This window comes from Micromonospora sp. NPDC049891, from assembly GCF_040660295.1.
Taxonomy (GTDB): domain Bacteria; phylum Actinomycetota; class Actinomycetes; order Mycobacteriales; family Micromonosporaceae; genus Micromonospora.
This window is the reverse complement of the sequence record NZ_JBFAML010000019.1, coordinates 79,169-101,453: the sequence shown is the minus strand read 5'-3', so window position 1 is coordinate 101,453 and position 22,285 is coordinate 79,169. Positions and strand designations below refer to the sequence as shown.

18 protein-coding genes are annotated in these 22,285 nt (G+C 71.3%); 4 read left to right on the top strand and 14 right to left on the bottom strand.

What is annotated here, in order from left to right:
• Positions 1 to 578: 578 nt before the first annotated feature.
• Positions 579 to 2,099, bottom strand: a complete 1,521-nt coding sequence (locus AB0I71_RS22730) for a replication-associated recombination protein A (RefSeq protein ID WP_357587673.1) — start codon at positions 2,097 to 2,099, stop codon at positions 579 to 581.
• Between the two features lie 75 nt (positions 2,100 to 2,174).
• Positions 2,175 to 2,384 carry a hypothetical protein gene (locus AB0I71_RS22725; protein WP_093404409.1) on the bottom strand — a complete coding sequence of 70 codons (210 nt, stop codon included), beginning with the start codon at positions 2,382 to 2,384 and terminating at the stop codon, positions 2,175 to 2,177.
• Between the two features lie 163 nt (positions 2,385 to 2,547).
• Here AB0I71_RS22725 and AB0I71_RS22720 point away from each other — a divergent pair, with 163 nt between their 5' ends.
• Complete coding sequence (locus AB0I71_RS22720) at positions 2,548 to 3,282, top strand: GNAT family N-acetyltransferase (RefSeq protein ID WP_357587671.1); 735 nt, start codon at positions 2,548 to 2,550, stop codon at positions 3,280 to 3,282.
• Here AB0I71_RS22720 and AB0I71_RS22715 read toward each other — a convergent pair.
• From AB0I71_RS22715 to AB0I71_RS22690, 6 genes are all read right to left on the bottom strand, one after another.
• Complete coding sequence (locus AB0I71_RS22715; protein ID WP_357587669.1) at positions 3,240 to 4,592, bottom strand: MFS transporter; 1,353 nt, start codon at positions 4,590 to 4,592, stop codon at positions 3,240 to 3,242. The genes AB0I71_RS22720 and AB0I71_RS22715 overlap by 43 nt on opposite strands.
• Positions 4,589 to 5,182 (bottom strand): helix-turn-helix domain-containing protein, encoded by a 594-nt coding sequence (locus AB0I71_RS22710; protein WP_357587667.1) that lies wholly within the window; start codon positions 5,180 to 5,182, stop codon positions 4,589 to 4,591. Before AB0I71_RS22710 ends, AB0I71_RS22715 begins: the two co-directional genes overlap by 4 nt.
• 154 nt (positions 5,183 to 5,336) lie before the next feature.
• Entirely contained in the window at positions 5,337 to 6,161 is an 825-nt protein-coding gene (locus tag AB0I71_RS22705; protein WP_357587665.1) for a sugar nucleotide-binding protein, read from the bottom strand.
• A 120-nt stretch (positions 6,162 to 6,281) separates the two neighbouring features.
• Complete coding sequence (gene aspS / locus AB0I71_RS22700) at positions 6,282 to 8,090, bottom strand: aspartate--tRNA ligase (protein ID WP_357587663.1); 1,809 nt, start codon at positions 8,088 to 8,090, stop codon at positions 6,282 to 6,284.
• A 125-nt stretch (positions 8,091 to 8,215) separates the two neighbouring features.
• Positions 8,216 to 8,917 (bottom strand): hypothetical protein, encoded by a 702-nt coding sequence (locus tag AB0I71_RS22695; protein ID WP_357587661.1) that lies wholly within the window; start codon positions 8,915 to 8,917, stop codon positions 8,216 to 8,218.
• 106 nt (positions 8,918 to 9,023) lie between these two features.
• Complete coding sequence (locus tag AB0I71_RS22690) at positions 9,024 to 10,076, bottom strand: S1 family peptidase (protein WP_357587659.1); 1,053 nt, start codon at positions 10,074 to 10,076, stop codon at positions 9,024 to 9,026.
• A 246-nt stretch (positions 10,077 to 10,322) separates the two neighbouring features.
• Here AB0I71_RS22690 and AB0I71_RS22685 point away from each other — a divergent pair, with 246 nt between their 5' ends.
• Positions 10,323 to 11,153 (top strand): SGNH/GDSL hydrolase family protein, encoded by an 831-nt coding sequence (locus AB0I71_RS22685; RefSeq protein ID WP_357587657.1) that lies wholly within the window; start codon positions 10,323 to 10,325, stop codon positions 11,151 to 11,153.
• A gap of 112 nt (positions 11,154 to 11,265) precedes the next feature.
• Here AB0I71_RS22685 and hisS read toward each other — a convergent pair whose 3' ends face one another.
• Positions 11,266 to 12,594 carry a histidine--tRNA ligase gene (hisS, locus tag AB0I71_RS22680; protein WP_357587655.1) on the bottom strand — a complete coding sequence of 443 codons (1,329 nt, stop codon included), beginning with the start codon at positions 12,592 to 12,594 and terminating at the stop codon, positions 11,266 to 11,268.
• A gap of 87 nt (positions 12,595 to 12,681) precedes the next feature.
• Positions 12,682 to 13,401, bottom strand: coding sequence for an MBL fold metallo-hydrolase (locus tag AB0I71_RS22675; protein ID WP_357587653.1), 720 nt, complete (start codon positions 13,399 to 13,401; stop codon positions 12,682 to 12,684).
• Positions 13,402 to 13,647: 246 nt separating this feature from the next.
• Between AB0I71_RS22675 and AB0I71_RS22670 the strand changes: the two genes are divergently transcribed.
• On the top strand, positions 13,648 to 14,565 hold the full coding sequence (locus tag AB0I71_RS22670) for a peptidylprolyl isomerase (RefSeq protein WP_357587651.1): 918 nt from the start codon (positions 13,648 to 13,650) through the stop codon (positions 14,563 to 14,565).
• Between the two features lie 65 nt (positions 14,566 to 14,630).
• Positions 14,631 to 15,464 carry a peptidylprolyl isomerase gene (locus tag AB0I71_RS22665; protein ID WP_357587649.1) on the top strand — a complete coding sequence of 278 codons (834 nt, stop codon included), beginning with the start codon at positions 14,631 to 14,633 and terminating at the stop codon, positions 15,462 to 15,464.
• Between the two features lie 146 nt (positions 15,465 to 15,610).
• On the opposite strand, the gene AB0I71_RS22660 is transcribed toward AB0I71_RS22665, so the two are convergent.
• From AB0I71_RS22660 to secD, 4 genes are all read right to left on the bottom strand, one after another.
• Complete coding sequence (locus AB0I71_RS22660) at positions 15,611 to 18,049, bottom strand: bifunctional (p)ppGpp synthetase/guanosine-3',5'-bis(diphosphate) 3'-pyrophosphohydrolase (RefSeq protein WP_357587707.1); 2,439 nt, start codon at positions 18,047 to 18,049, stop codon at positions 15,611 to 15,613.
• A 196-nt stretch (positions 18,050 to 18,245) separates the two neighbouring features.
• Positions 18,246 to 18,812 carry an adenine phosphoribosyltransferase gene (locus AB0I71_RS22655; protein ID WP_357587647.1) on the bottom strand — a complete coding sequence of 189 codons (567 nt, stop codon included), beginning with the start codon at positions 18,810 to 18,812 and terminating at the stop codon, positions 18,246 to 18,248.
• Positions 18,813 to 18,917: 105 nt separating this feature from the next.
• The gene (gene secF / locus AB0I71_RS22650; protein ID WP_357587645.1) at positions 18,918 to 20,114 is read right to left on the bottom strand and encodes a protein translocase subunit SecF; all 1,197 of its coding nucleotides are present in this window, start codon (positions 20,112 to 20,114) and stop codon (positions 18,918 to 18,920) included.
• Between the two features lies 1 nt (position 20,115).
• Positions 20,116 to 22,008: a protein translocase subunit SecD gene (gene secD / locus AB0I71_RS22645; protein ID WP_357587643.1), complete on the bottom strand. Its 1,893-nt coding sequence runs from the start codon at positions 22,006 to 22,008 to the stop codon at positions 20,116 to 20,118.
• Between the last annotated feature and the right edge of the window lie 277 nt (positions 22,009 to 22,285).

Here is a 22,285-nt window from a genome sequence, read left to right as displayed (position 1 = left end):
CGGAACTGGACCGGGACCGCCCGGGCCACCCGCAACCGGCTCACCGGGACGTGGTCGCCGAGAGGCCGGCCCGGCGACGCCGGGCTGCTGTGGCCAACCGGTCGGCGGGGTGTTCGGTGCACCGGGCTCGTGCCGGCCGGTGGCCGGCGGCGGGGTGGCGAACGGCGGGGTGGCCGGCGGCCGCTCCCGGCCCATCGGCGGCGGGCCGGCGGTCGGCCGGGCAGCCGGGGCACCCGGCCAGGGGCCGTCGACCGGACGCGCTCGTGGCGGTTCGGCCGGTCCGCGGCCGGGTGGCGGCGCGACCGGCCCGGGAAGGTTTGCCGGTGCGGGGCCGGGCCGTACGGGCGGCTCCTGGCCGGGCCGCGCCGGCCCGCTCCGCGGTGCGGCGGGCGGCTCGCCAGCGGCGCCGTCGGGGCCCAGCTCGGTGCGCTGCTGCTTGGCCGAACGCAGGTCGTCGATCCAGCCGAAGTCCTCGCCGCCACCCGGTTCCTCCGGGGCGGCCTCGGATCTGCCCCGACCCCAGCGGCGGCCCTTGCCGCGCCGCGCGTCCGGGCCCTCGTCCGGTCGGTCCGACGAATTCACTGTTGACCCCTCCCGTCGGCGCTCGCGCCGACCTCTTCGGCCACCTGGGCGTCCGTGGCCGTACCACCGTCGTGCCCCCGGGACGACGTCGGCGTGTCCGGCCGACCGCCCTTCGCCGGCTCGTCCACGCGGGCGGGGGTGGACAGCCCACGGACGATCCGGCGCAGCAATGGCAGCCGGCCGGCCACCGATCGCTCCGCGCCGTGCTGGCTCGGCCGGTAGTAGTCGGTGCCGACCAGGTCGTCGGGCACGTACTGCTGGGTGACCACGCCCCGCTGGTCGTCGTGCGGGTAGCGGTAGCCGATGCCGTGCCCGAGACCCCGGGCACCTGAGTAGTGGGCGTCGCGCAGGCCCCGGGGCACCGGACCACCCCGCCCGGCCCGCACATCGGCGATCGCCGCCCCGATCGCGGTGGTCGCCGAGTTGGACTTGGGCGCGGTGGCCAGGTGGATCACGGCCTGGGCGAGATTGAGCTGCGCCTCGGGCAGGCCGACGTACTCCACCGCGTGAGCCGCGGCGGTCGCCACACCGAGCGCGCCCGGGTCGGCCATGCCGACGTCCTCGCTGGCGAAGATGACGAGTCGCCGCGCGATGAACCTGGCGTCCTCCCCGGCGACCAGCATCCGGGCCAGCCAGTGCAGTGCGGCGTCCACGTCGGAACCGCGCATGCTCTTGATGAACGCGCTTGTCACGTCGTAGTGGGCGTCCCCGGCCCGGTCGTATCGGACGGCCGCGGTGTCCACCGCTCGTTCGGCGGTGGCCAGGTCGATGAGGTCGTTGCCGAGCGCGGTCGTCGAGCCGGCCGCCGCCTCCAGCGCCGTGAGCGCCTTGCGGACGTCCCCGCCGGCCAACCGGACCAGGTGCTCCTCGGCCTCGGGCGCGAGGGTGAGCGCCCCGGCCAGCCCCCGCTCGTCGACAAGCGCACGGCGCAGCAACCCGCGGACCGCCTCGTCGTCCAGGGGCCGGAGGGTGAGCAGCACACACCGGGAGAGCAGCGGAGAGATGATCGAGAAGTACGGGTTCTCGGTGGTGGCCGCCAGCAGCGTGACCGTCCGGTCCTCCACGGCGGCGAGCAGCGAGTCCTGCTGGGTCTTGCTGAACCTGTGCACCTCGTCGATGAAGAGCACCGTCGGCGGGCCACCGGAGCGTCGCTGCCGTCGGGCCGTGTCGATCACGGCACGGACGTCCTTCACCCCTGCGGTCAGCGCGGACATGGCGACGAACCGCCGGTCCGTGGCGGCGGCGACCAGGTGGGCGATCGTGGTCTTGCCACTGCCCGGCGGCCCCCAGAGGATCACCGACATCGGCGCGCTGCCGGCGACCAGTTGCCGCAACGGCGCACCGGGGGTGAGCAGGTGTTCCTGGCCGACCAACTCGTCCAGATCGGCCGGGCGCATCCGGACCGGCAGCGGTGCGTCCGGCCCGACCGGGGTGAAGCCGCCGACACCACCGGAACCCGCCTGCGCACCGGGTGCTGCGGCGGGTTCACCGAGGGTGAAGAGGGCGTCGGACTCCATCACGAGAACAGTACCGGGCTCGGCCGGCAACGCCGGAATCGCGCCGCCGGCCGAGCCCGGGATGATCGTTTCCGGTCAGCCGCGGCCGGGGCGGCGGCCCCGGTACCAGCGACCGCCCCCGCCGCCCGGGCCACGGCCGACGCCGGCCAGGTAGAGCGAGAGCAGCAGCAGACCGATCAGGACCAGGGTGTTCCAGTTGAACAGGTCCGGGGCGCCGAGTTTGGTGTCCAGCAGGTCGAGCAACAGGGCGAAGCCGAAGACGACGGCTGCGGCGATGGCGAGCATGACGTTCCTCCGGTGGGGGTTCCAGTAGGTCGGCGCGGGATGTACCCGATCGGTCGACTCGCCAATCTCCACGGTGGATCACGCTGTCCAGGCCCGGTCCTGTCGATCAGGCCGGCGGTCGTCGCTGCACAGTGATCAGCAGGACGAGGCCTAGGCTGGCGGCATGATCGTCGCCGACGAGATCCTCGACGGGCGGGACGCCGTGCTGGCCGCGGCGGGCCGCCATCCGTTCGTCCGGCACTCGCTGCCGAGGCAGGAGCCGGCGCGCGGATGGCGACGGACCGACACCGTGTGCTGGCTGCTCACCGTCGAACACGGGCCGATCGGTGGCGTGATCGGTACGCCGGACACGGCGATAGACCTGTTCGGCGCAGTGGCCGCGGAGCGGCGATTCGCTGCTGGGCGTTGGGTTCATCTCCCCCGTACGGACCCCGCACCGATCGAGCCGGCCGTCGCCGCATCCGAAGACTGGGATTTTCTCTGGACGACAAGCGCGCCGCCGGCACAGCCCGGCGAGGAGCGGGTGGTCCGACTGACCGAGGCGGACCATCCGGCCCTGACGGCGTTGATCGACGAGGCGTTCCCGACCAGCACCACCCGCCCCGGCAATCCTCAGGTGCTCGACTGGTACGGCATCCACGACGGTGACCGACTGGTGGCCTGCGGCGCCGACCGTACCCGGGGCGAGGTCGGTTACCTCGCCGGGCTGACGGTGGCGCCGCGGCACCGGGGTCGCGGCCTGGGTGCGGCGATCACGGCCGGTCTGACCCGGACCCTGTCGGCCCGGTACGGCGTGGTGGCGCTGGGCGTCCATCCGAGCAACGTGGCGGCGGTCCGGCTCTACCGGCGGCTCGGCTACACCGGCACGTTCCCGCTCACCTCGGTGCGCTTCGCCTGATTCTCGGTCGGGCCACCGTCGGACGGTTCCGCCTGATCGTCGTCGGCCCGCCGCGGCTGGCCGGTGGCCGAGGCGGCGGTCCGGCCGGCCCGCCAGGCGGGCAGGTACAGCGGCGCGGCGACCGCCAATGCAACCGCGCCGACAAGCATCGCGGTGCTCACCCCGGCCCGGTCACCGATGAAGCCGAGCAGCACGCCGCCGAGCGCACCGGCCGGCATGGCCACCATCGAGTTCACCGAGATCACGCTGGTCCGGTACGGGCCGTCGACCTGCCGGTGCAGCAGCCCCATGTGCAGTGGGTTGGACGCGCCGTGCACGGCATGGCAGATGAAGAACGCGATGAGCACGCCGACCGGGCCGGCGAGCAGCGCCATCCCGACCACTGTGCCGCCCTGCACGATCCGCAGCAGCGCGGCACCGGGCGCGGCACCGAGCCAGCGGATGAGCAGCGGGGTGAGCGCCGCGCCGACCGCGGAGGCCAGCCAGGCCACGGTGCTCGCCGGGCCGAGCAGGGCGGCGGCCCGGTCGGCGTCGCCGATCACCTCGGCCAGCCGGACCGGCAGCAGGCTCTCGAAGGTGACCATTCCGAAGCCCCAGAACAGCTCGACCGCGACCAGGGCGAGCAGCACCCGGGAGCGACGTAGCAGACCGAACGCCTCGCCGACCATGCGCGGAGCCGCCCGGACCGAGGCCCGCACCGCACCGGGCCCGCTCGCCGGTCGCCGTTCCACGAGCAGGATCAGTAGCGCCACCAACGAGATCCCCTGGAGAACGACGGCGGCCAGCACCGGCGTGGTCAGGGCGCTGACCGGACCCAGCGGACCGAGAGCGACCAGGCCGCCGCTGAGCAGGGCGCCGGCCGCGATGCTCAGGCCGAGCACGGCACCGCCCTGACCGAGCCCCTTCTCGTACGCGGCATCCGGGTCGACGGCCAGGGTGCTGTCCACGTACCAGGACTCCAGAGGGCCACTGTCCAGGGCACGGAACACGCCCTGCAAGGCCCAGACGGCGGCCAGCAGGGCGAACGAGTCCGCCACCACCAGCAGGCCCATCGAGAGGAGGCTTACCGAGCTGGCCACCACCAGCACCGGCTTGCGACCCAGCGCGTCGGCGAACCCGCCGGTCGGCAACTCCAGAGCGAGCACCACCACTCCCTGGGCGGCGGCGGCCAGGCCGATCTGGGTCAGGGTCAGGCCCCGTTCCTGCATCAGCAGGATCACCACCGGGATGAGCAGGCCGGTCGGCAGCCAGCGCAGACCGTGCAGGACCAGGAACCGACGCCGGACCTGGCGTACCGACAGCTCGCTCACGACGTCCTCCTGAGCAGCAGCGGGAGGGAGGCGAGGAAGATCTGCACCTGCTCGGCGCCGGGTTCGTCCGGATCAGCCTCGGCCCGGTAGCGCTCCAGGGTGCGCCACAGCTCTTCCTGGAGTTCCTTGAGCCGGGTCGCCGGGATGGTCATGAAGGCGTCGCTCATGCCGAAGGCGTCCCGCCACTCGGGCGACCACTCGTCGCGGACGGCGAACCACCGCTCGGTGTACTCGACGAAGAGGCGGACCTGCTCGGCCTGGATCCACTCCATCGCGGCCCGGGCGTCGGGGTCGTCGTCGAAGTCGGTGTTCTCCCAGCTGGTCACCTCGTGCGCGGCCCGCCACCAACGCTGCCGCGCGGTGCCCCGGTCGGGCTCCTCGACCACCAGGCCGACCTCGGCCAGCTGACGCAGGTGGTAGCTGGTCGCGCCGGTGTTGGTGTCGAGCAGCCCGGCGAGGGTGGTCGCCGTGGCCGGCCCCTTGACCCGCAACGCGCTGAGCAGCCGGGCCCGCAGCGGATGCGCCAGGACCCGGACCTGCCGGTGGTCGAGCCACACCTGCCGTGGCGGTCGGTTCTCGCCAGTTCCCATGGATGCACGATATCTGTGCACAGTTGGTGTGCACAAGAGTTGTGCATATCGGGGTGTGGGATGGCGTGGCTTTCAGGTGGCTGCGCTGCTCGCCGTCAGGTCACCTGGACATGATCATGTTCAGGTGACCTGACCCGATCCGGCCGGAGTGCGCTCAGCGGCCGGCGGAGCCGGCGAGCAGTTCCGAGACACCACGCAGCCGGGTACGCAGCAGGCCGGCGGCGCGGGAGGAGTCGAGGCGTACCTCGGTGGGGCGCACCACTCCGGCGGCGGCTCCGGTGGTGGTCTTCAGACCGGACGGGTCGACACCCTCCCGGCGAGCCACCAGCAGTCCCAGCTCCGCCCGGCTCACCGCGTCCGGGCCCGCCACGTTGAGCGGGCCGGCGACATCGGAGCCCACCAGCTCCAGCACGGCGGCGGCGAGGTCGCCGACGTCGATCGGGCAGCGCAGCTCATCGCTGAACAGGGTCGCCCGGCCGGCCAGGGCGTCCCGGCAGAGCTGGATCTGTTTGCTCCCCTCCCCCAGGATCAGCGAGGTACGTACCAGCACGGCGCCCGGGTCGATTGCCCGCACCGCCGTCTCCGCAGCCGCCTTCGCCGCCCCGTACGGGAAAATCGGAGTGGGCGGGTCGTCGTCGGCGTACGCCTCGGGTCGCCCGGCGTGCAACGCGTCACTGGAGAGGTGCACCAACCGGGCTCCCACCCGCGCGGCGGCATGCGCCACGTGCGCCGCCCCGTCGGCGGTGACCGCCCAGTCGCCGTACCGGTACGGCGTGGCGATCACCGCGTCCGGGCACACCTCCGCGACCAGCGCCACCACCGCGGCCCGGTCGGTCACGTCCAGCCGACGCACCTCGACGCCGGCCACGCCGAGCTCACCCGAGTGGCACGTCCCCACCACCCCCCACCCGGCCGCGATCCCCCGCCGACAAACCTCCCGCCCCAGAAACCCACTACCCCCCACCACCAACACCCGCACCGCTAGGCCTCCCATTTGTCGCGTTGATCAAGAAGTTTGCGTCACCGGAACGCCTGGATCATGACGCAAACTTCTTGGTCAACGGGGGTAGCGCGGGGTGCGGGGTGGGTGGGGCGGGGGTCAGGTGGGGTCGGCTACGGGGGCGGCGGGGCCTGCCGTGCCGGGGTGGGCGGGTGCCGGCTGGGGCTTGGGCTTGGCGTCGATGCCGGCTTCGGTGCGCTGCTGGGCGGTGATGGGGGTGGGGGCACCGGTCAACGGGTCGAAGCCGCCTCGGGTCTTCGGGAAGGCGATCACCTCGCGGATCGAGTCGGCGCCGGCGAGCAGCATGCAGACCCGGTCCCAGCCGAACGCGATACCGCCGTGCGGCGGCGGGCCGTAGCTGAACGCCTCCAGCAGGAAGCCGAACTTGTCCTGCGCCTCCTCGGGGGTGATGCCGAGCAGGTCGAACACGCGCTGCTGCACGTCGCGGCGGTGGATACGGATCGAGCCGCCGCCGATCTCGTTGCCGTTGCAGACGATGTCGTACGCGTACGCCAGGGCCCGGTCCGGCGCCTCCTCGAACCGGTCCATCCACTCCGAATTCGGTGAGGTGAACGGGTGGTGCACAGCGGTCCAGCCGCCCTCGTCGGTCTTCTCGAACATCGGCGCGTCGACCACCCAGCAGAACGCCCAGGCGCTCTCGTCGACCAGCCCTGCCCGCCTGGCGATCTCGATCCGGGCCGCACCGAGCAGTTCCTGCGCCTCGCGGGTCTCCCCGCTGGCGGCGAAGAAGATCGCGTCGCCCGGCTTGGCGCCCACCGCGTCGGCCAGCCCGGCCAGGTGCTCGGCCGACAGGTTCTTCGCCACCGGCCCGCGTGCCTCGCCGGTCTCGGCGTCGAGCACCACGTACGCCAGCCCCTTGGCACCACGGGCCTTGGCCCAGTCCTGCCAGCCGTCAAGTTCCTTCCGGCTCTGGCTGGCCCCGCCCGGCATGACGACCGCGCCGACGTAGCCGCCCGCGTCGATCGCCGCGGCGAAGACCCGGAACTGGGTGCCGCGCAGGTAGTCGGTCAGCTCGGTCAGCTCGACGCCGTACCGCAGGTCGGGCTTGTCCGAGCCGTACCGCGCCATGGCGTCGTGCCAGGTGATCCGCGGGATGGGCCGGGGGATCTCGTGGTCGGCCAGGTCTGACCAGAGCGCGGCGACGATCGCCTCACCGAGGTCGATCACGTCGTCCTCGGTGACGAAGGACATCTCGATGTCGAGCTGGGTGAACTCCGGCTGCCGGTCGGCCCGGAAGTCCTCGTCGCGGTAGCAGCGGGCGATCTGGTAGTAGCGCTCCATGCCGCCGACCATCAGCAGCTGCTTGAACAGCTGCGGCGACTGCGGCAGCGCGTACCAGCTGCCCGGTTGCAGGCGCACCGGGACCAGGAAGTCCCGCGCGCCCTCCGGGGTGGACCGGGTGAGCGTCGGCGTCTCGATCTCCAGGAAGTCCCGCTCGTGCAGCACCGAGCGGGCCAGCTGGTTGGCCCGCGACCGCAGCCGCATGGCCCGGGCCGGGCCGCCGCGACGCAGGTCGAGGTAGCGGTACTTGAGCCGGACGTCGTCGCCGGCCACCACCTGGTCGTCCACCGGCAGTGGCAGCGGCGCGGCCTCGGAGAGCACCTCCAGCTCGGCCGCCGTCACCTCGATCTCACCGGTGGGCAGTTCCGGGTTCTCGTTCCCCTCAGGCCGCCGGGTGACCTCACCGACGACCTTGACGCAGTACTCGTTGCGCAGCGCGTGCGCGTCCTCCTCGCGGAGGACCACCTGCACCACGCCCGAGCCGTCGCGCAGGTCGACGAAGATGACACCGCCGTGGTCGCGCCGGCGGGCCACCCACCCGGCGAGCGTCACCGTGGTGCCGGCGTCCGTCGCGCGCAGGCTGCCGGCGTCATGGGTACGGATCACGACGTACGTCTCCCTCGTCTGCTCAACCTCTGTGCTCCCGCATTCTGCCCGCCCCCGTTTCCCCGGTGTGCGGAAGGGCCCCCTGTTAACGCCTGCGGTAGAGCATGGACCCCTTCCGCACGTCCTCAGCTCGTCCGGGTCACGGACACGACCCTCGGGTCCGCGGCGTAGCGGCGGGCGACGTCGTCGGCGTCGCCGGCGGTGGCACCGGGATCGAAGAGCACCTCCAGGCACGGTGTGTGCGGCCCGTCGGATCCGAAGCCGGCGATGAGGTGATGGGGATCGACGTGGTGGCTCTTGCTCATCAACTCGTCGACGGCCACGTCCGGCCGCACGCAGACCGTCACCTCGGGCTGCCCGCCATCCCAGGCCAGGGCCGGAGCCGACGCGCCGATGGTGAGCAGGAGAGCCACCACCACGCCGGTCACGGTCGCCCGACCGAGCGCCGGCCGACCCGCCGGCAAGCCCCCGAGCGCGGTCCGACCCGTCGGCGGGGTCCCGAGCGTCGGCCGACCCGCCGGCAGGGCCACCGCGCCGAGGGCGGCCAGGGCGTACGCCCAGAGGGCCCGCTTGTCCGCCGTGTCGTACAGGGCCAACGCGACGATGCCGGCGCCGATGGTCTGGGTGACCAGGGCGACCACCCGGAACTCCGGCGCGTCGACACATCCCGCTGGTATCGCGGCAAGCGCAGCAAGCACCAGGAGCAGCCCGACGAACCAGTACGCGTTCCATTCACGACGCGCGTCCACGGTGAGCAGCGCCCAGGCCAGCACCTGCCCGCACACGAGAACCGGTGCGCGCAGCTGAGCCAGGAATCGTCCGACCATCCGGTGACCGTATGTGATGCGACCTGAGCTGACCAGAGCGATGCGGGCCGCCGGAGGAGGAATCCGGCGGCCCGCTTGCGGAGAAAGGTTCTCCCCTACGGAAGGATCAGTACACGCTGACGCCGTAGCGGCTCAGCACCGGCCCGATCGGCTGGAAGTAGGTGGTGCCGCCGGTGGAGCAGTTGCCGCTGCCGCCGGAGGTCAGGCCGAGCGCGGTACCGCCGCTGAACAGCGAACCGCCGCTGTCACCGGGCTGGGCGCAGATGTTGGTGCGGATCAGGCCGCGGACCTGCCCCTCGGCGTAGTTGACAGTGGCGTTGAGCGCCTGCACCGAGCCGCTGCGCAGACCGGTGGTGCTGCCCGAGCGCTGCGCCGACTGGCCGACGTACGCGTTACCGGAACCGGTGATGTCCCGGTAGCTGCCGTTGTAGAGGTAGACGTTGCCCGGCTGCACGGTGCTCTGGTTGCTGTACCGCACGATGCCGTAGTCGCTGCCGGGGAAGACGCTGCCGGCGCGGGAGCCGAGCAGCGAGGTCTGACCCGAGTTGCTGTACCAGTTGGCGGCGATGTTGGTGCAGTGCCCGGCGGTGACGAAGTAGTAGGTGCTGCCGGCCCGCACGTTGAAGCCGAGCGAGCAGCGCCCGCCGCCCTGGGCGTAGATGGCTTCGCCGCCGGAGATGCGGGTGCTCAGCACGCCGGCCTCGGCCTCGATGCGCACCGCGCCGTTGGTCCGCGCGGCAGCGGCCTTGACCCGCTCCAGCTTGGCGCCGGTGACGGTGCTGTCCACGGAGACGACGACCTGGTTGGTGGCCGGGTCGACCCACCAGGCGGTGCCCGGGATCGCGGCGGAGCGGTCCAGTTCGGCGGTGGCGCGGTTCAGCTCCTTGGCACCGCGCTTGACCACCTTGGGGGTGGCGCCGGCGGCGGCCACCTGGCGGGCGGCGACGGCGTCGGTGACGGCGACGACCATCTTGCCGGTGGCGTCGGCGTAGGCACCGGCGGCGCGGTCACCGAGGCGCTCGGCGAGGGCGGCGGCGTCGTCGGGCGAGACGGATGCGGGTGCCGCCTGAGCGGGTGCGCCGGCCAACAGGCCGCCGACCAGGGTTCCGGCCGCGGCGACGGTGACGACGCGGCGCAGCATTGACCTCGTGGGTCGCATGTAACAGCCTCCCGGATGGGGGTTGAGGGCCCTGTCATGCCGACAGGGGCGGGGGCAACTCGGTCACCTGGGGAAATGACCAAGCGATGGAAAGTATTCACATATTTAAGATCGTAAGCAAGACCCCTGTTTGCCCGAATTCACCCACCGGCCACAGGTAACCTCTCCGCAACATTGTGGACACAGAAAGTCATCTATACGCTCCGGTAACCGCCGCTGTCCGGCACCCGTGAACCGGAGGCCACCATGACCCTCGTCCGACGTACGCTGGCCACCCTCGCCGGCGTCACCGCCCTCGTCCTGCTCGTCACCAGCCCCGCGACGGCCGACCCCGGCCCACCGCCCACCTCGATGGCCAGCCTCGGCGACTCCATCACCCGCGGCTTCAACGCCTGCGGGTGGTACGTCGACTGCACCAGCCGCTCGTTCAGCACCGGCGACGACTCCACCGTCAACAGCCACTACCTGCGCATCCTCCGGATCAACCCGGCCATCAACGGACGCAACCACAACGCCGCCCGCACCGGTGCGAAATCAGCCGACCTGTACGGCCAGGCCGGCACCGCGATCAGCCAGGGCGTCGGCTACGTGACGATCCTGATCGGCGCGAACGACGCCTGCACCAGCTCGGAGTCGACGATGACCTCGCCGGCCACCTTCCGGGCGAACATCGACTCTGCGTTGAACCGGCTGAAGACGGGCCTGCCGAACGCCAAGGTCTACGTGATCAGCATCCCGGACGTGCACCGGCTCTGGACGGTCGGCAAGGGCAGCGGCAGCGCCCGTACCGCCTGGTCGCTCTTTGGCATCTGCCAGTCCATCCTGGCCAACCCGACCTCCACCGCCCAGGCCGACGTCGACAGGCGCAACCGGGTCCGGCAGCGGGTGATCGACTTCAACGGCCAGCTCGCCGCGGCCTGCGCCGCGTACGGCTCGAACTGCCGGTACGACGGCAACGCCGTCTTCGGCTACCCCTTCACCCTCGCCCAGCTCTCCACCTGGGACTACTTCCACCCCAACACCACCGGCCAGCAGATCCTGGCCACCACCTCCTACCCCGCAGGCTTCGCCTGGTAGCCCCCACCCTCACCCCGCGATCTTGCACTTTTCGTCGGGCCGAACCGGGACACAACACCCGTGTCGGCGACCGAAAGTGCAAGATCGCGGAGGGAAGGGGACGGGGACGGGGTCAGCTCACCAGGGGTTTGAGGTCCTCGTGGGGTGGGGTCCACTCGCCGGGGGCGGCGGCTAGTTGCTCGCCGGAGCGGATGTCCTTGACCTCGTCGGGGGTGCCGTCGGTGCCGGGGAACCAGACGTACGGGATGCCGCGCCGCTCGGCGTACCGGATCTGCTTGCCGAACTTGGCCGCGCTCGGCGACACCTCGGTCGGGATCCCCCGGGACCGCAGCGCCTCCGCGACGGAGTTGCTGGCCGGCCGCAGATCCTCGTTCGTCACCGCGACCAGCACGCAGGTCGGCACCTCCCGCGACACGGACAACGCGCCCGCGCCGAAGAGCAGCCCCAGCAGCCGGGTCACCCCGATGGAGATGCCAACCCCCGGAAAACGGGCGTTGCCGGCGCTGGCCAGGTTGTCGTACCGGCCGCCGGAGCAGATCGAGCCGAACCGCTCGTACCCGAGCAGCTGGGTCTCGTAGACGGTGCCGGTGTAGTAGTCCAGGCCCCGGGCGATCCGCAGGTCCGCCACGCAGAGGCCGGGTGCGTGCTCGGCCGCCGTCTCCACCACCCGGACCAGCTCCTCGACACCCTCGTCGAGCAGCGGATCGGTCACTCCGAGCGCACGCACCGCGTCGGCGAAGGAGGCGTCCGGCGCGGAGATCTCGGCAAGCGACAGCACCGCCTTGGCCTGTGCCTCGCTCGCCCCGGCCGTGGTCGCCAGTAGCTCCGTGACACCGGCCGGGCCGATCTTGTCGAGTTTGTCGACGGCGCGCAACGCCGCCTCGGGGTCGGTCAACCCGATGCCCCGGTAGAAACCCTCACAGATCTTTCGGTTGTTGACCTGGATACGGACCGGCGGGATCGGCAACGAGCGCAGCGCGTCCCCGATCACCAGCGGCATCTCCGCCTCGTGGTGCGTCGCGAGGGTGTCCCGGTCGACGATGTCGATGTCGGCCTGGAGGAACTCGCGGTAGCGCCCCTCCTGCGGGCGCTCGCCGCGCCACACCTTCTGGATCTGGTAGCGGCGGAACGGGAACTGGAGCTTGCCGGCGTTCTCCAGCACGTACCGGGCGAACGGCACGGTCAGGTCGAAGTGCAGGCCGAGACTGTCGTCACCGGCCGGGCCGTCCGGATCACCGTGCAGCCGCCGGATCACGTAGACCTCCTTGGAGGTCTCCCCCTTGCGCAGCAGCTGGTCCAACGGCTCGACCGCCCGGGTCTCCAGGGGCGCGAAGCCGTACAGCTCGAACGTCGACCGGATCCGGTCCAGCACGAACTGCTCGATCATCCGCTGGGCGGGCGTCCACTCCGGGAAGCCGGAGATGGGCGTGGGCTTGCTCATGACGTACTCCCTCGGCAGCCGCGCGCTGCGCGGCAGAGTCTGCTGGCGATGCCGCGCGGTCCGCGCGGTGCGGTCTCGACGCGGCCGTTACAGGCCGCGGGTGGGTGCCGCCGGTCGCGCGCCGCCCAGCTCCGCCACCTCGACGAGGTACGGGTTGGTGGCGCGCTCGCGGCCGATGGTGGTCGCGGGGCCGTGGCCGGGCAGCACGACCGTGTCGTCGGCCAGCGGCAGGATCTTGTCCCGCAGGCTGGTCAGCATCGACGGCATGCTGCCGCCCGGCAGGTCGGTGCGGCCGATCGACCCGGCGAAGAGCACGTCACCGGAGAGGCAGACCTGCTCCGCCTCCCAGGGCGAGCCGGCACCGGGCAGCCGGAAGAGCACCGACCCGCCGGTATGGCCGGGCGCGTGGTCGACGGTGATCTCCAGCCCGGCGAGGGCGAGCGTCGTACCGTCGGCCAACTCGGCCACGTCCTCGGGCTCGGCGTACGGCAGCCGCCCGCCGAAGAGCTGCGTGAGGTCCATCGACAGCGCCTTCGTCGGGTCCGCCAGCAATTCCCGGTCGTCGGGGTGCACGTACGCGGTGATCCCGCGCGCCCCGCAGACCGGCGCCACGGAGAAGGTGTGGTCGAGGTGGCCGTGGGTGAGCAGCACCGCGGCCGGGTGCAGACGATGCTCGGCGAGCAGCGCGTCGAGCCGGTCGATCACCCCGATGCCGGGGTCGACCACCACGCATTGCTCCCCCGGACCGGTGGCGACCACGTAGCAGTTGGTGCCGAAGGCGTCCGCGGGAAAGCCGGCCACGAGCACGTCCGCTCCCCTTTCCGTCGAGTCGTCCTCTCCGGCAGCCTACCGGCGTCGCGGTCCGGCCGGTCCGACCCGCCGGCCGAGGTGCGGGGGCACTGACGGATCCCGATGAAGACGGGCACCGACCTCGTACACCACTTTCCCAGCCGGTACCCGTACACTCTGGCGGGCGTGTGGCGTGGCACACCTGCCGCCCGACAGGTACACGACCACCGGGTGACGACCAGGGTAGAGGAAAGGGGAGCACGGGTGGCTTCCAGCAGGGACCGGCAGCGCAAACTGGCGCGGGCCAAGCTCGACCGGCAACTGGCCCGCCGGGCCGCCGCCGCCAGGCGTCGCCGACGGATCCAGGCAGGTGTCGGCGCCGCCCTGATCCTCGTGCTGGTGGTCGCCGGCTCGGCGTGGGCACTCGGGGCGTTCGACAGCGAGCCGACCGAGAACACCGCAGCCGACGAGGTCTGCCTCTGGACCCCGCAGAACACCGAGGGCAACAGCAACCTCAAGGATGTCGGCGAGCCTCCGACCACCGGGCTGCCGGTCACCGGCACCCGGCCGATGTCGATCGTCACCAACCAGGGCGCGCCGATCTCCGTGGAGCTGGACCTCGCGAGCGCCCCGTGTGCCGCGGCGAGCATCGCCCACCTGGCGAGCCAGTCGTTCTACGACAACACCAAGTGCCACGAGATCACCGCCGACGGCGCGGTGCGTTGTGGCGATCCCAGCGGCACCGGTCTGGGCGGCCCGGCCTACTCGTTCTACGACGAGAACGTGCCGACCGCGCCGGAGGCGTCGCCGGAGCCGAGCCCGTCGCCGGACGCGCCACCGACGTACCCCAAGGGCACGGTCGCGATGATCGCGAACCCGCCCGGCGCCAACGGCAGCCAGTTCCTGATCTTCTTCAAGGACTTCACCACCGCCGAGCCGAAGTTCCCGATCATCGGCCGGGTCACCGAGGGCCTCGACGTCGTCGAGAAGATCGGTGCCCTGCCGACGGTGGACAATGGGTCCGGGGAGAAGGTCAAGCCGGAGAACGACGACGTGGTCATCCAGAGCCTGACCGTCGGCGAGCCCGTGCTGGACCCGGCGTCGCCCGCCGATCCGGCCCCCTCGGGCACGCCGAGTCCGGAAGCCTCCGGCGCTCCCGAGGCCAGCGCCAGCGCCGGCTGACCAGCAGGCGACCGGGGACCACCCCACCGCAGCGGCATACACATACAGTCCAGGAGGATCGAGGCGTGACGTCCACCAGAGAGCGGCAGCGCGCGGCGGCCCGCGCCCGGCTCGAGAAGGAGATGGCCGAGCGGGCCGCTCGGGCCCGTAAGCGCCGCCAGACGCAGGCGGTCGTCGGAGCCGGCGTGGTCCTGCTGCTGGTGGTCGCCGGCACGGCCTGGCTGGCCAGCAACATGCTCGGCGACGACAGCGGCACCGACAACGCGGCCCAGGACGCGAACTCCGTGCAGTGCGACTGGGTCGAGCTGCCCGACGGCGAGCGCACCCCGCAGGTCAAGGACGTCGGGCTGCCGGACACCCAGCAGAGCAAGGTTGGTGTCCAGACCATGACGATCACCACGAACCTCGGGCCGATCACCGCCCGGATCGACAGGTCCGCGGTGCCGTGCACGGCGGGCAGCTTCACCCACCTGGCCGAGCAGAACTTCTTCGACAACACCAAGTGCCACCGGTTGGTGACCGAGGGCATCAAGGTGCTCCAGTGTGGCGACCCGAGCGCCACCGGCGAGGGCTGGCGGGACACCGACGGCACCGGCGGCCCGAGCTACCGGATGGCGGAGGAGAACCTGCCCGCCGACAAGCGACCGCCGTACCCGGAGGGCGTCATCGCGATGGCCAACTCCGGCCAGCCGTCCAGCAGCGGCAGCCAGTTCTTCATCGTGTACGGCGACTCGCCGCTGGACCCGAACTACACGGTCCTCGGCACCATCACCGGCGGAATGGACATCGTCAAGGACGTCGCGGCGGCCGGTGACGACGGGGCCTTCGCCCAGCAGGCCGGCGGCGGTCACCCCAAGAAGGAGGTCGTCATCACCGACCTCACCATGACCGACGCCTGACCCGCACCAACCAACCCGAAGCGCCCGCCGGCAATCCCGGCGGGCGCTTCCCTTTCCGCACCCGCACCCGCACCCGCGATCTTGCGCTTTGTGTCGCCGTTACGCGGCGGGTCTGGTGGGGGAGAGGGTGGGTGGGTGGTGGGTGGTTAGGCGCCGGAGGTTACGCGGTAGGCGTCGAAGACGCCGTCGACCTTGCGGACCGCCGCGAGGAGGTGCCCCAGGTGCTTCGGGTCGGCCATCTCGAAGCTGAACCGGCTCACCGCCACCCGGTCGCGGGTGGTGGTGACGGTGGCGGAGAGGATGTTGACCCGTTCTTCGGAGAGCACCCGGGTGACGTCAGCGAGCAGCTTGTGCCGGTCGAGCGCCTCCACCTGGATCGCCACCAGGAACGTCGAGGCGGAGGTGAGTTTCCAGTTCACCTCGACCACCCGCTCGCCCTGGGCACGCAGGTCCTCCGCGTTGGCGCAGTCGTCGCGGTGCACACTCACCCCGCCGGAGCGGGTCACGAACCCGAAGACCGAGTCCGGCGGGACCGGGGTGCAGCACCGGGCCAGCTTGATCCACACGTCGCTGACGCCGCGTACGACCACACCGGGGTCGTGGCTGGAGGAGCGGCTGCGCGGCGGGCGGGTGGCCACCGCCGTCTCGGCGATGTCCTCGGCCGCGCCCTCCTCGCCGCCGTAGGAGGCCATCAGCTTCTGCACCACGGACTGGGCGGAGACCTGGCTGTCGCCGACAGCGGCGTACAGCGACGCCACGTCGGGCAGGTGCAGGTCCCGGGCGATCGCCATCAGGTTGTCGGAGGTGAGCATCCGCTGCAACGGCATGCCCTGCTTCCGCATCGCCTTGACGATCGCGTCCTTGCCCTCCTCGATCGCCTCCTCGCGACGCTCCTTGTTGAAGTACTGCCGGATCTTCGTCCGCGCCCGGGGGCTCTTCACGAAGCCCAGCCAGTCCTGCGTGGGGCCGGCCGTGTCGGACTTCGAGGTGAAGATCTCGATCACGTCACCGTTGGACAGCGTCGACTCCAACGGCACCAGCTTGCCGTTGACCCGCGCCCCGATGCACTTGTGCCCCACCTCGGTGTGCACCGCGTACGCGAAGTCCACGGGCGTCGACCCCGTCGGCAGCGGGATGACGTCACCCTTCGGGGTGAAGACGTACACCTCCTGGCTGGACAGGTCGAAGCGCAGCGCGTCCAGGAACTCGCTCGGGTCGGCCGCCTCCCGCTGCCAGTCCAGCAGCTGCCGCAGCCAGGTCATCTCGTCGATGTGCGCGGGCGGGCCGACGATCTGGGTGCCCTTGTGCTCCTTGTACTTCCAGTGCGCCGCGATACCGAACTCCGCCGTACGGTGCATCGCGTACGTGCGGATCTGCATCTCCACCGGCTTACCGGTCGGCCCGATCACCGTGGTGTGCAGCGACTGGTACATGTTGAACTTGGGCATCGCGATGTAGTCCTTGAACCGGCCCGGCACCGGCTGCCAGTTCGCGTGGATCACACCCAGCGCCGCGTAGCAGTCCCGCACCGTGTCGACAAGGATCCGCACACCCACCAGGTCGTAGATGTCGTTGAAGTCCCGACCCCGCACGATCATCTTCTGGTAGATCGAGTACAGGTGCTTCGGCCGACCGGTGGTCTCCGCCTTGATCTTGGCGGCCTTCAGGTCGGTCTGCACCTTCTGGGTCACCTGCCGCAGCAATGCCTCCCGCTGCGGCTGGTGCTCCCCGATCAGCCTGTTGATCTCCTCGAACCGCTTCGGGAACAACGTCCCGAACGCCAGATCCTCCAGCTCCCACTTGATGGTGTTCATACCGAGCCGGTGGGCCAGCGGGGCGAGGATCTCCAGCGTCTCCTTCGCCTTCTGCTCCTGCTTGGGTCGCGGCAGGAAAGTGAGCGTCCGCATGTTGTGCAGCCGGTCGGCCAACTTGATCACCAGGACGCGCGGATCCTTGGCCATGGCGACGACCATCTTGCGGATCGTCTCGGCCTTCGCCGCGTCGCCGAGCTTGACCTTGTCGAGCTTGGTGACCCCGTCGACGAGCAGGGCGACCTCACCACCGAAGTCCGACCGCATCTGGTCGAGGGAGTACTCCGTGTCCTCGATGGTGTCGTGCAGCAACGCGGCGACCAGGGTGGTGGTGTCCATGCCCAGGTTCGCCAGGATGGTCGCCACCGCGAGCGGGTGGGTGATGTACGGGTCGCCGGACTTGCGGTACTGACCGGAGTGCCAGCGCGCCGCGGTGTCGAAGGCCCGCTGCAACAGCCGCGCGTCGGCCTTGGGGTGATTCTCCCGATGCGACGCGATCAGCGGCTCCAGCACCTCGCTGACCTGCGACGACTGCCATGGCGCGTTGAACCGGGCGAGCCGGGCCCGGACCCGCCGCCCGGTGGGCGCGTGGGACAGGGCGAATCCACTGGCCGCCGAGGAATCGCCGGCACCGTCTCCGGCACCGACGGCCGGACGAGCCGGGTCGGCGGTCGGCTGCGCCGCGCCGGACCCGCCACCCGACGCCGGTACGGCGCCGTTGCGGTCGGTCAGCGAGCCCTCCGCGTCACCTGTCGGGTGCACCGTGCCCTCCACCGGAGGGACGACCTCGTGGGACACCGGCCTCCTCACCGCTCGCCGCGACGACACCGACCGTGCGCCGGCCGGTCTGGTCTAACGCCGCACAGACGGGTCACCGCCCGGTCAGCAATGGGCAATGCTACCCCCACCCGGGGTGCCGTGCCGCTCCGCCGGACGGACCGTGCCGGGCCCGTCCGGGGTCGCCGTCGTCTCAAACGGTCAACAGGGCATGCACGGGACGCGGGGCCAGTCGGTCACGCCCGCCGAGGAACGACAACTCCAGCAGAACGGTGAAGCCGGCCACCGTGCCACCCGCCCGCTCCACCAGATCCAGCGTGGCCGCCGCCGTGCCACCGGTGGCGAGCACGTCGTCGACCACCAGCACCCGGTGACCGGCGGTGAAGGCGTCCTGGTGCACCTCGAGCGTGGCCTCGCCGTACTCAAGTTCGTAGGAGGCGGCGTAGGCCGGGCGGGGCAGTTTGCCGGCCTTGCGCACCGGCACCACACCGACCCCCGTCGCGTACGCGATCGCGGCGGCGACCACGAACCCCCGCGCCTCGATGCCCACCACGGTGTCGAAGGACTCCCGCCCGTGGTACGCGACGATCCCGTCGATCACGTCGCGGAAGGCGTCGCCGTCGGCGAACAACGGCATCAGGTCCTTGAACATCACGCCGGGCTTGGGGAAGTCGGGCACGTCGAGCACCCGGCTGGCGACCAGCCGGGCCACCTCCGGCCCGCTGTCTCCCCGTACCCCGGTGCTGTGGGTCTCCGTCACGGCAGTTCCGCATCCCTTCCACACGACGGCGGCGTCCCGCACACTGCTCGCACAGCATGCAGGACGCCGCCGGTACCTGTTCCTACCGGGTGGTCCCCGGCGTCCTCAGCGTCGCTTTCCGCCGCCCGGACGGTTGCCACCACCGGGCCGCCCGCCTCGGGCACCGCCGGAACGCTTGCCCGCCGGCCGGGCACCCACCTTCGGCGCGGCGGCACCGGCAAGGGCGCCGGCCTCCGCGGTGACCGGCTCCTGCTCCGGCTCCGGCTCGGCCGTGGCAGCCGCGCTGGCCTTGGCCGGGGTCTCGCCCCGGCTGACCGTGCTGCGCCGGGCCAGCACCCGCTTGTTGTGCGCCTGGATCCGCGGGTCACGGTTCTTGAGCACCACCAGCAGCGGGGTGGCCAGCGTGATCGAGGTGATGAAGGCCATCGCCATACCGACGAACAGCACCAGGCCGAGGTCCTTCAGGGTGCCCGCGCCGAGCAGGCCGGCACCGATGAACAGGATGCCGCCGACCGGCAGCAGGGCGACCACCGAGGTGTTGATCGACCGCATCAGGCTCTGGTTGACCGCCAGGTTGGCCGCCTGACCGTACGTCTGGTTGTTGTTCGCGGTGATCCCTCTGCTGTTCTCCTGCACCTTGTCGAAGACCACCACCACGTCGTAGAGGGCGAAGCCCAGGATGGTGAGGAAACCGATGATCGTCGACGGAGTAACCTCGAACCCGACGATCGAGTAGAGGCCGGCGGTGAGGACCAGGTTCGACACCAGTGAGAAGATCGCCGCGGCGGCCATCTGCCACTCGAACCGCAGCACCAGGTAGACGGTCACCAGCGCGAGGAAGACCAGCAGACCGAGCAGGGCCCGGTTTGTCACCTGGCTGCCCCACGCCTCGCTGACCCGGTTGCTGGCGATCTCCGCCGGGTCGATGTTGAACAGCCGGCCCATCTCGGCCCGGACCGCCTCGGCCTGCTCGGCGTCGAGCTGGGTGGTACGCAGCTCATAGAAGTCGCCGCCACCACCACCGACCTGCTGGGCGGTGACCACGTGGGCGCCGTCGCCCGCGCTGGTCAGCGCCTCGTTCGCACCGGTCTCCGCCCGTTCCATGGTGCCGACGCTCGTCGGCACCTGGAACGAGTTGCCACCCTCGAACTCGATACCGAGGCTGAAGCCCCGGAAGATGACGCTGCCGAGGGCGATCACCACAAGCAGCGCGGCGACGGTGAACCACATCTTGCGTCGGCCGACGATGTTGAGGCCGGCCTCGCCTCGGTAGAGGCGGGCTGCCAGACCAGTCTCAGCCATCTCAGGCCTCCTTGACACGCTGGTTGCGGGGCTGGGCCTGCTCCGACCGCGCCGGGAGTGCCCGGCCGAGGCCGCTGACCCGCGGGGACAGGAACGCCCGGCTGCGGGCGAGCATCGTCATGATCGGATGCCGGAAGAGGAAGACCACGAGCAGGTCCAGCACCGTGGCCAGGCCGAGAGCGAAGGCGAAGCCCTTCACCGTGCCGACCGAGACGATGTAGAGCACCAGGGCCGACATGATCGTGATCGCGTTGGCGGAGATGATCGTCCGGCGGGCCCGGATCCAGGCCCGGGGCACCGCGCTGCGCGGACTGCGCCCCTCCCGGATCTCGTCCTTTAGTCGTTCGAAGTAGATGACGAACGAGTCCGCCGCCACACCGAGGGAGACGATGATGCCGGCGATGCCGGCGAGGGTGAGCGTGAAGCCGATCTGCCGGCCGAGGAACACCAGCGCACCGAAGAGCAGCAGCGCCGACAGGATCAGGCTCAGGAAGATCACCGAGCCGAGCAGGCGGTAGTAGAAGAACGAGTAGATGATGACCAGCAGCATGCCGATACCGGCCGCGAGCAGACCGGCCCGCAGGTGGCTGGCGCCCAGGGTGGCGGTGACGTTCTGCTGTTCCTGCGCCTCGAAGGTGACCGGCAGGGCACCGTAGCTCAGGAAGCCGGCCAGCTCGGCGGCGTCGGCCTGGGTGAAGTTGCCGGTGATCTGCGAGTTGCCGGTCAGCACACCCTGGATCTGCGGCGACGAGACGATCTGCTTGTCCAGCACCACCGCGACCCGGCACTTGCCCTCGTCGCCGAGCGCGGACGCGTCGCACGCCTGGCCCTCGTTGTTGAACGCCTCGCGGGTCAGCGCGGTCCACTTCTCCTGGCCGGAGCTGGTGAAGTTCAGGCTGACCACCCACTGGCTGGTCTGGTCGCGCACCGCGCTGGCGCCGGAGACGTCGGTGCCGAGCACCTTCGCCACGTCCAGCAGGTTCTTGGCGTAGCCACCCTCGCAGGCGATGACCTGCTGCTCCGGGTCGGAGATCGACGCCGGAGGCCGGTCGTCGAGCTGGACGCAGCTGATCGTCGGCACGTTGAACTGCATCTGCGCCGGCAGCACCGCGACCTCACGCCCGCTCAGCTCACCGAACGGCTTGAGCTTGTCGGCAAGCGACGGGTCGGCGCTCAGGTCGGCAGGTGCCTGCAATCCGCTCGCGGCGGCCCACGCCTCCGCGCCGACCTTCTGCTCGACGGCGCGGCGCTGCTCCTCGATGGTCTGCGTCACCTCTTCGCTCGCAGTGGGCGCCGGAGTGGGCGACGGGCTCTCCGACGGTGTCGGCGTCGGCGCGCCACCGCCCTGGCCGCCGTTTGGCGACGGCGACGAGGTGGCCTCGGCGTCAGGCGTGGGGCTCGCGGTGCCCGACGGCGTGGCACCGGGGCTCGCCGTGCCGGACGGGGTCGCCTCGGGGCTCTCCGTCGGCGCCGGCGACGGGATCGACCCGCTGCCGTCAACGATCTTCAGCACCTTGCGGAAGCGCAGCTCAGCGGGGTTGCCGACCTCGTTCAGGTCGCGGTTCTCGCCGGGCAGGGAGATGACGATATTGCGGTCGCCCTCGGTGACCACCTCGGCCTCGGCCACGCCGTACGCGTTGACCCGGTTCTCGATGATCTGGCGGGCGCGCTCCAGGTTGTCGGCTGTCGGGGCCCGGCCGTCCAGGGTGTTTGTGGCCTCCAGCGTCAGCCGGGTACCGCCGACCAGGTCGAGACCGAGGCGGGGTTCGAGCCGATCCTTCCAGCCACCGCTGGCGCCGCCCGAGAAGAACACCAAAAGATAGAGGACGACGAAGATGGCCCCGAGCACGGCCAACTGCCGTCCTGGGCGCATCTGTCCCTGAGGTGGTGCCACGGCTGTCCTGTCTCCCTGTGGTCACGCCGCCGCGGGCGCGGCGGCGGGTCGGCCGGTATCCCCCAACCGACGGTCTGCCTTCCGACGGCGCCCGGGCTGGCGCCGCCGCCTCGGGTGGCCGACGCGGGCGCGTGGACCGGGTACGAGCCGGCGCGCCGGCGCCCGGCGCCGGCCTGCTATCCAATTGTCTCAATACGCGGTTCGAGGATGACACCCACCCGGGAACGCGTGCGGATGCCCCCCGTCCGAGCCACCGAGGGACCGGCGAACCCGGACG

What these genes read in the sequence shown, in the direction of transcription:
- AB0I71_RS22730 (WP_357587673.1), bottom strand. Translation starts at nt 2,099, where the DNA reads ATGGAGTCCGACGCCCTCTTCACCCTCGGTGAACCCGCCGCAGCACCC.
- AB0I71_RS22725 (WP_093404409.1), bottom strand. Translation starts at nt 2,384, where the DNA reads ATGCTCGCCATCGCCGCAGCCGTCGTCTTCGGCTTCGCCCTGTTGCTC.
- AB0I71_RS22720 (WP_357587671.1), top strand. Translation starts at nt 2,548, where the DNA reads ATGATCGTCGCCGACGAGATCCTCGACGGGCGGGACGCCGTGCTGGCC.
- AB0I71_RS22710 (WP_357587667.1), bottom strand. Translation starts at nt 5,182, where the DNA reads ATGGGAACTGGCGAGAACCGACCGCCACGGCAGGTGTGGCTCGACCAC.
- AB0I71_RS22695 (WP_357587661.1), bottom strand. Translation starts at nt 8,917, where the DNA reads ATGGTCGGACGATTCCTGGCTCAGCTGCGCGCACCGGTTCTCGTGTGC.
- AB0I71_RS22690 (WP_357587659.1), bottom strand. Translation starts at nt 10,076, where the DNA reads ATGCGACCCACGAGGTCAATGCTGCGCCGCGTCGTCACCGTCGCCGCG.
- AB0I71_RS22685 (WP_357587657.1), top strand. Translation starts at nt 10,323, where the DNA reads ATGACCCTCGTCCGACGTACGCTGGCCACCCTCGCCGGCGTCACCGCC.
- hisS (WP_357587655.1), bottom strand. Translation starts at nt 12,594, where the DNA reads ATGAGCAAGCCCACGCCCATCTCCGGCTTCCCGGAGTGGACGCCCGCC.
- secF (WP_357587645.1), bottom strand. Translation starts at nt 20,114, where the DNA reads ATGGCTGAGACTGGTCTGGCAGCCCGCCTCTACCGAGGCGAGGCCGGC.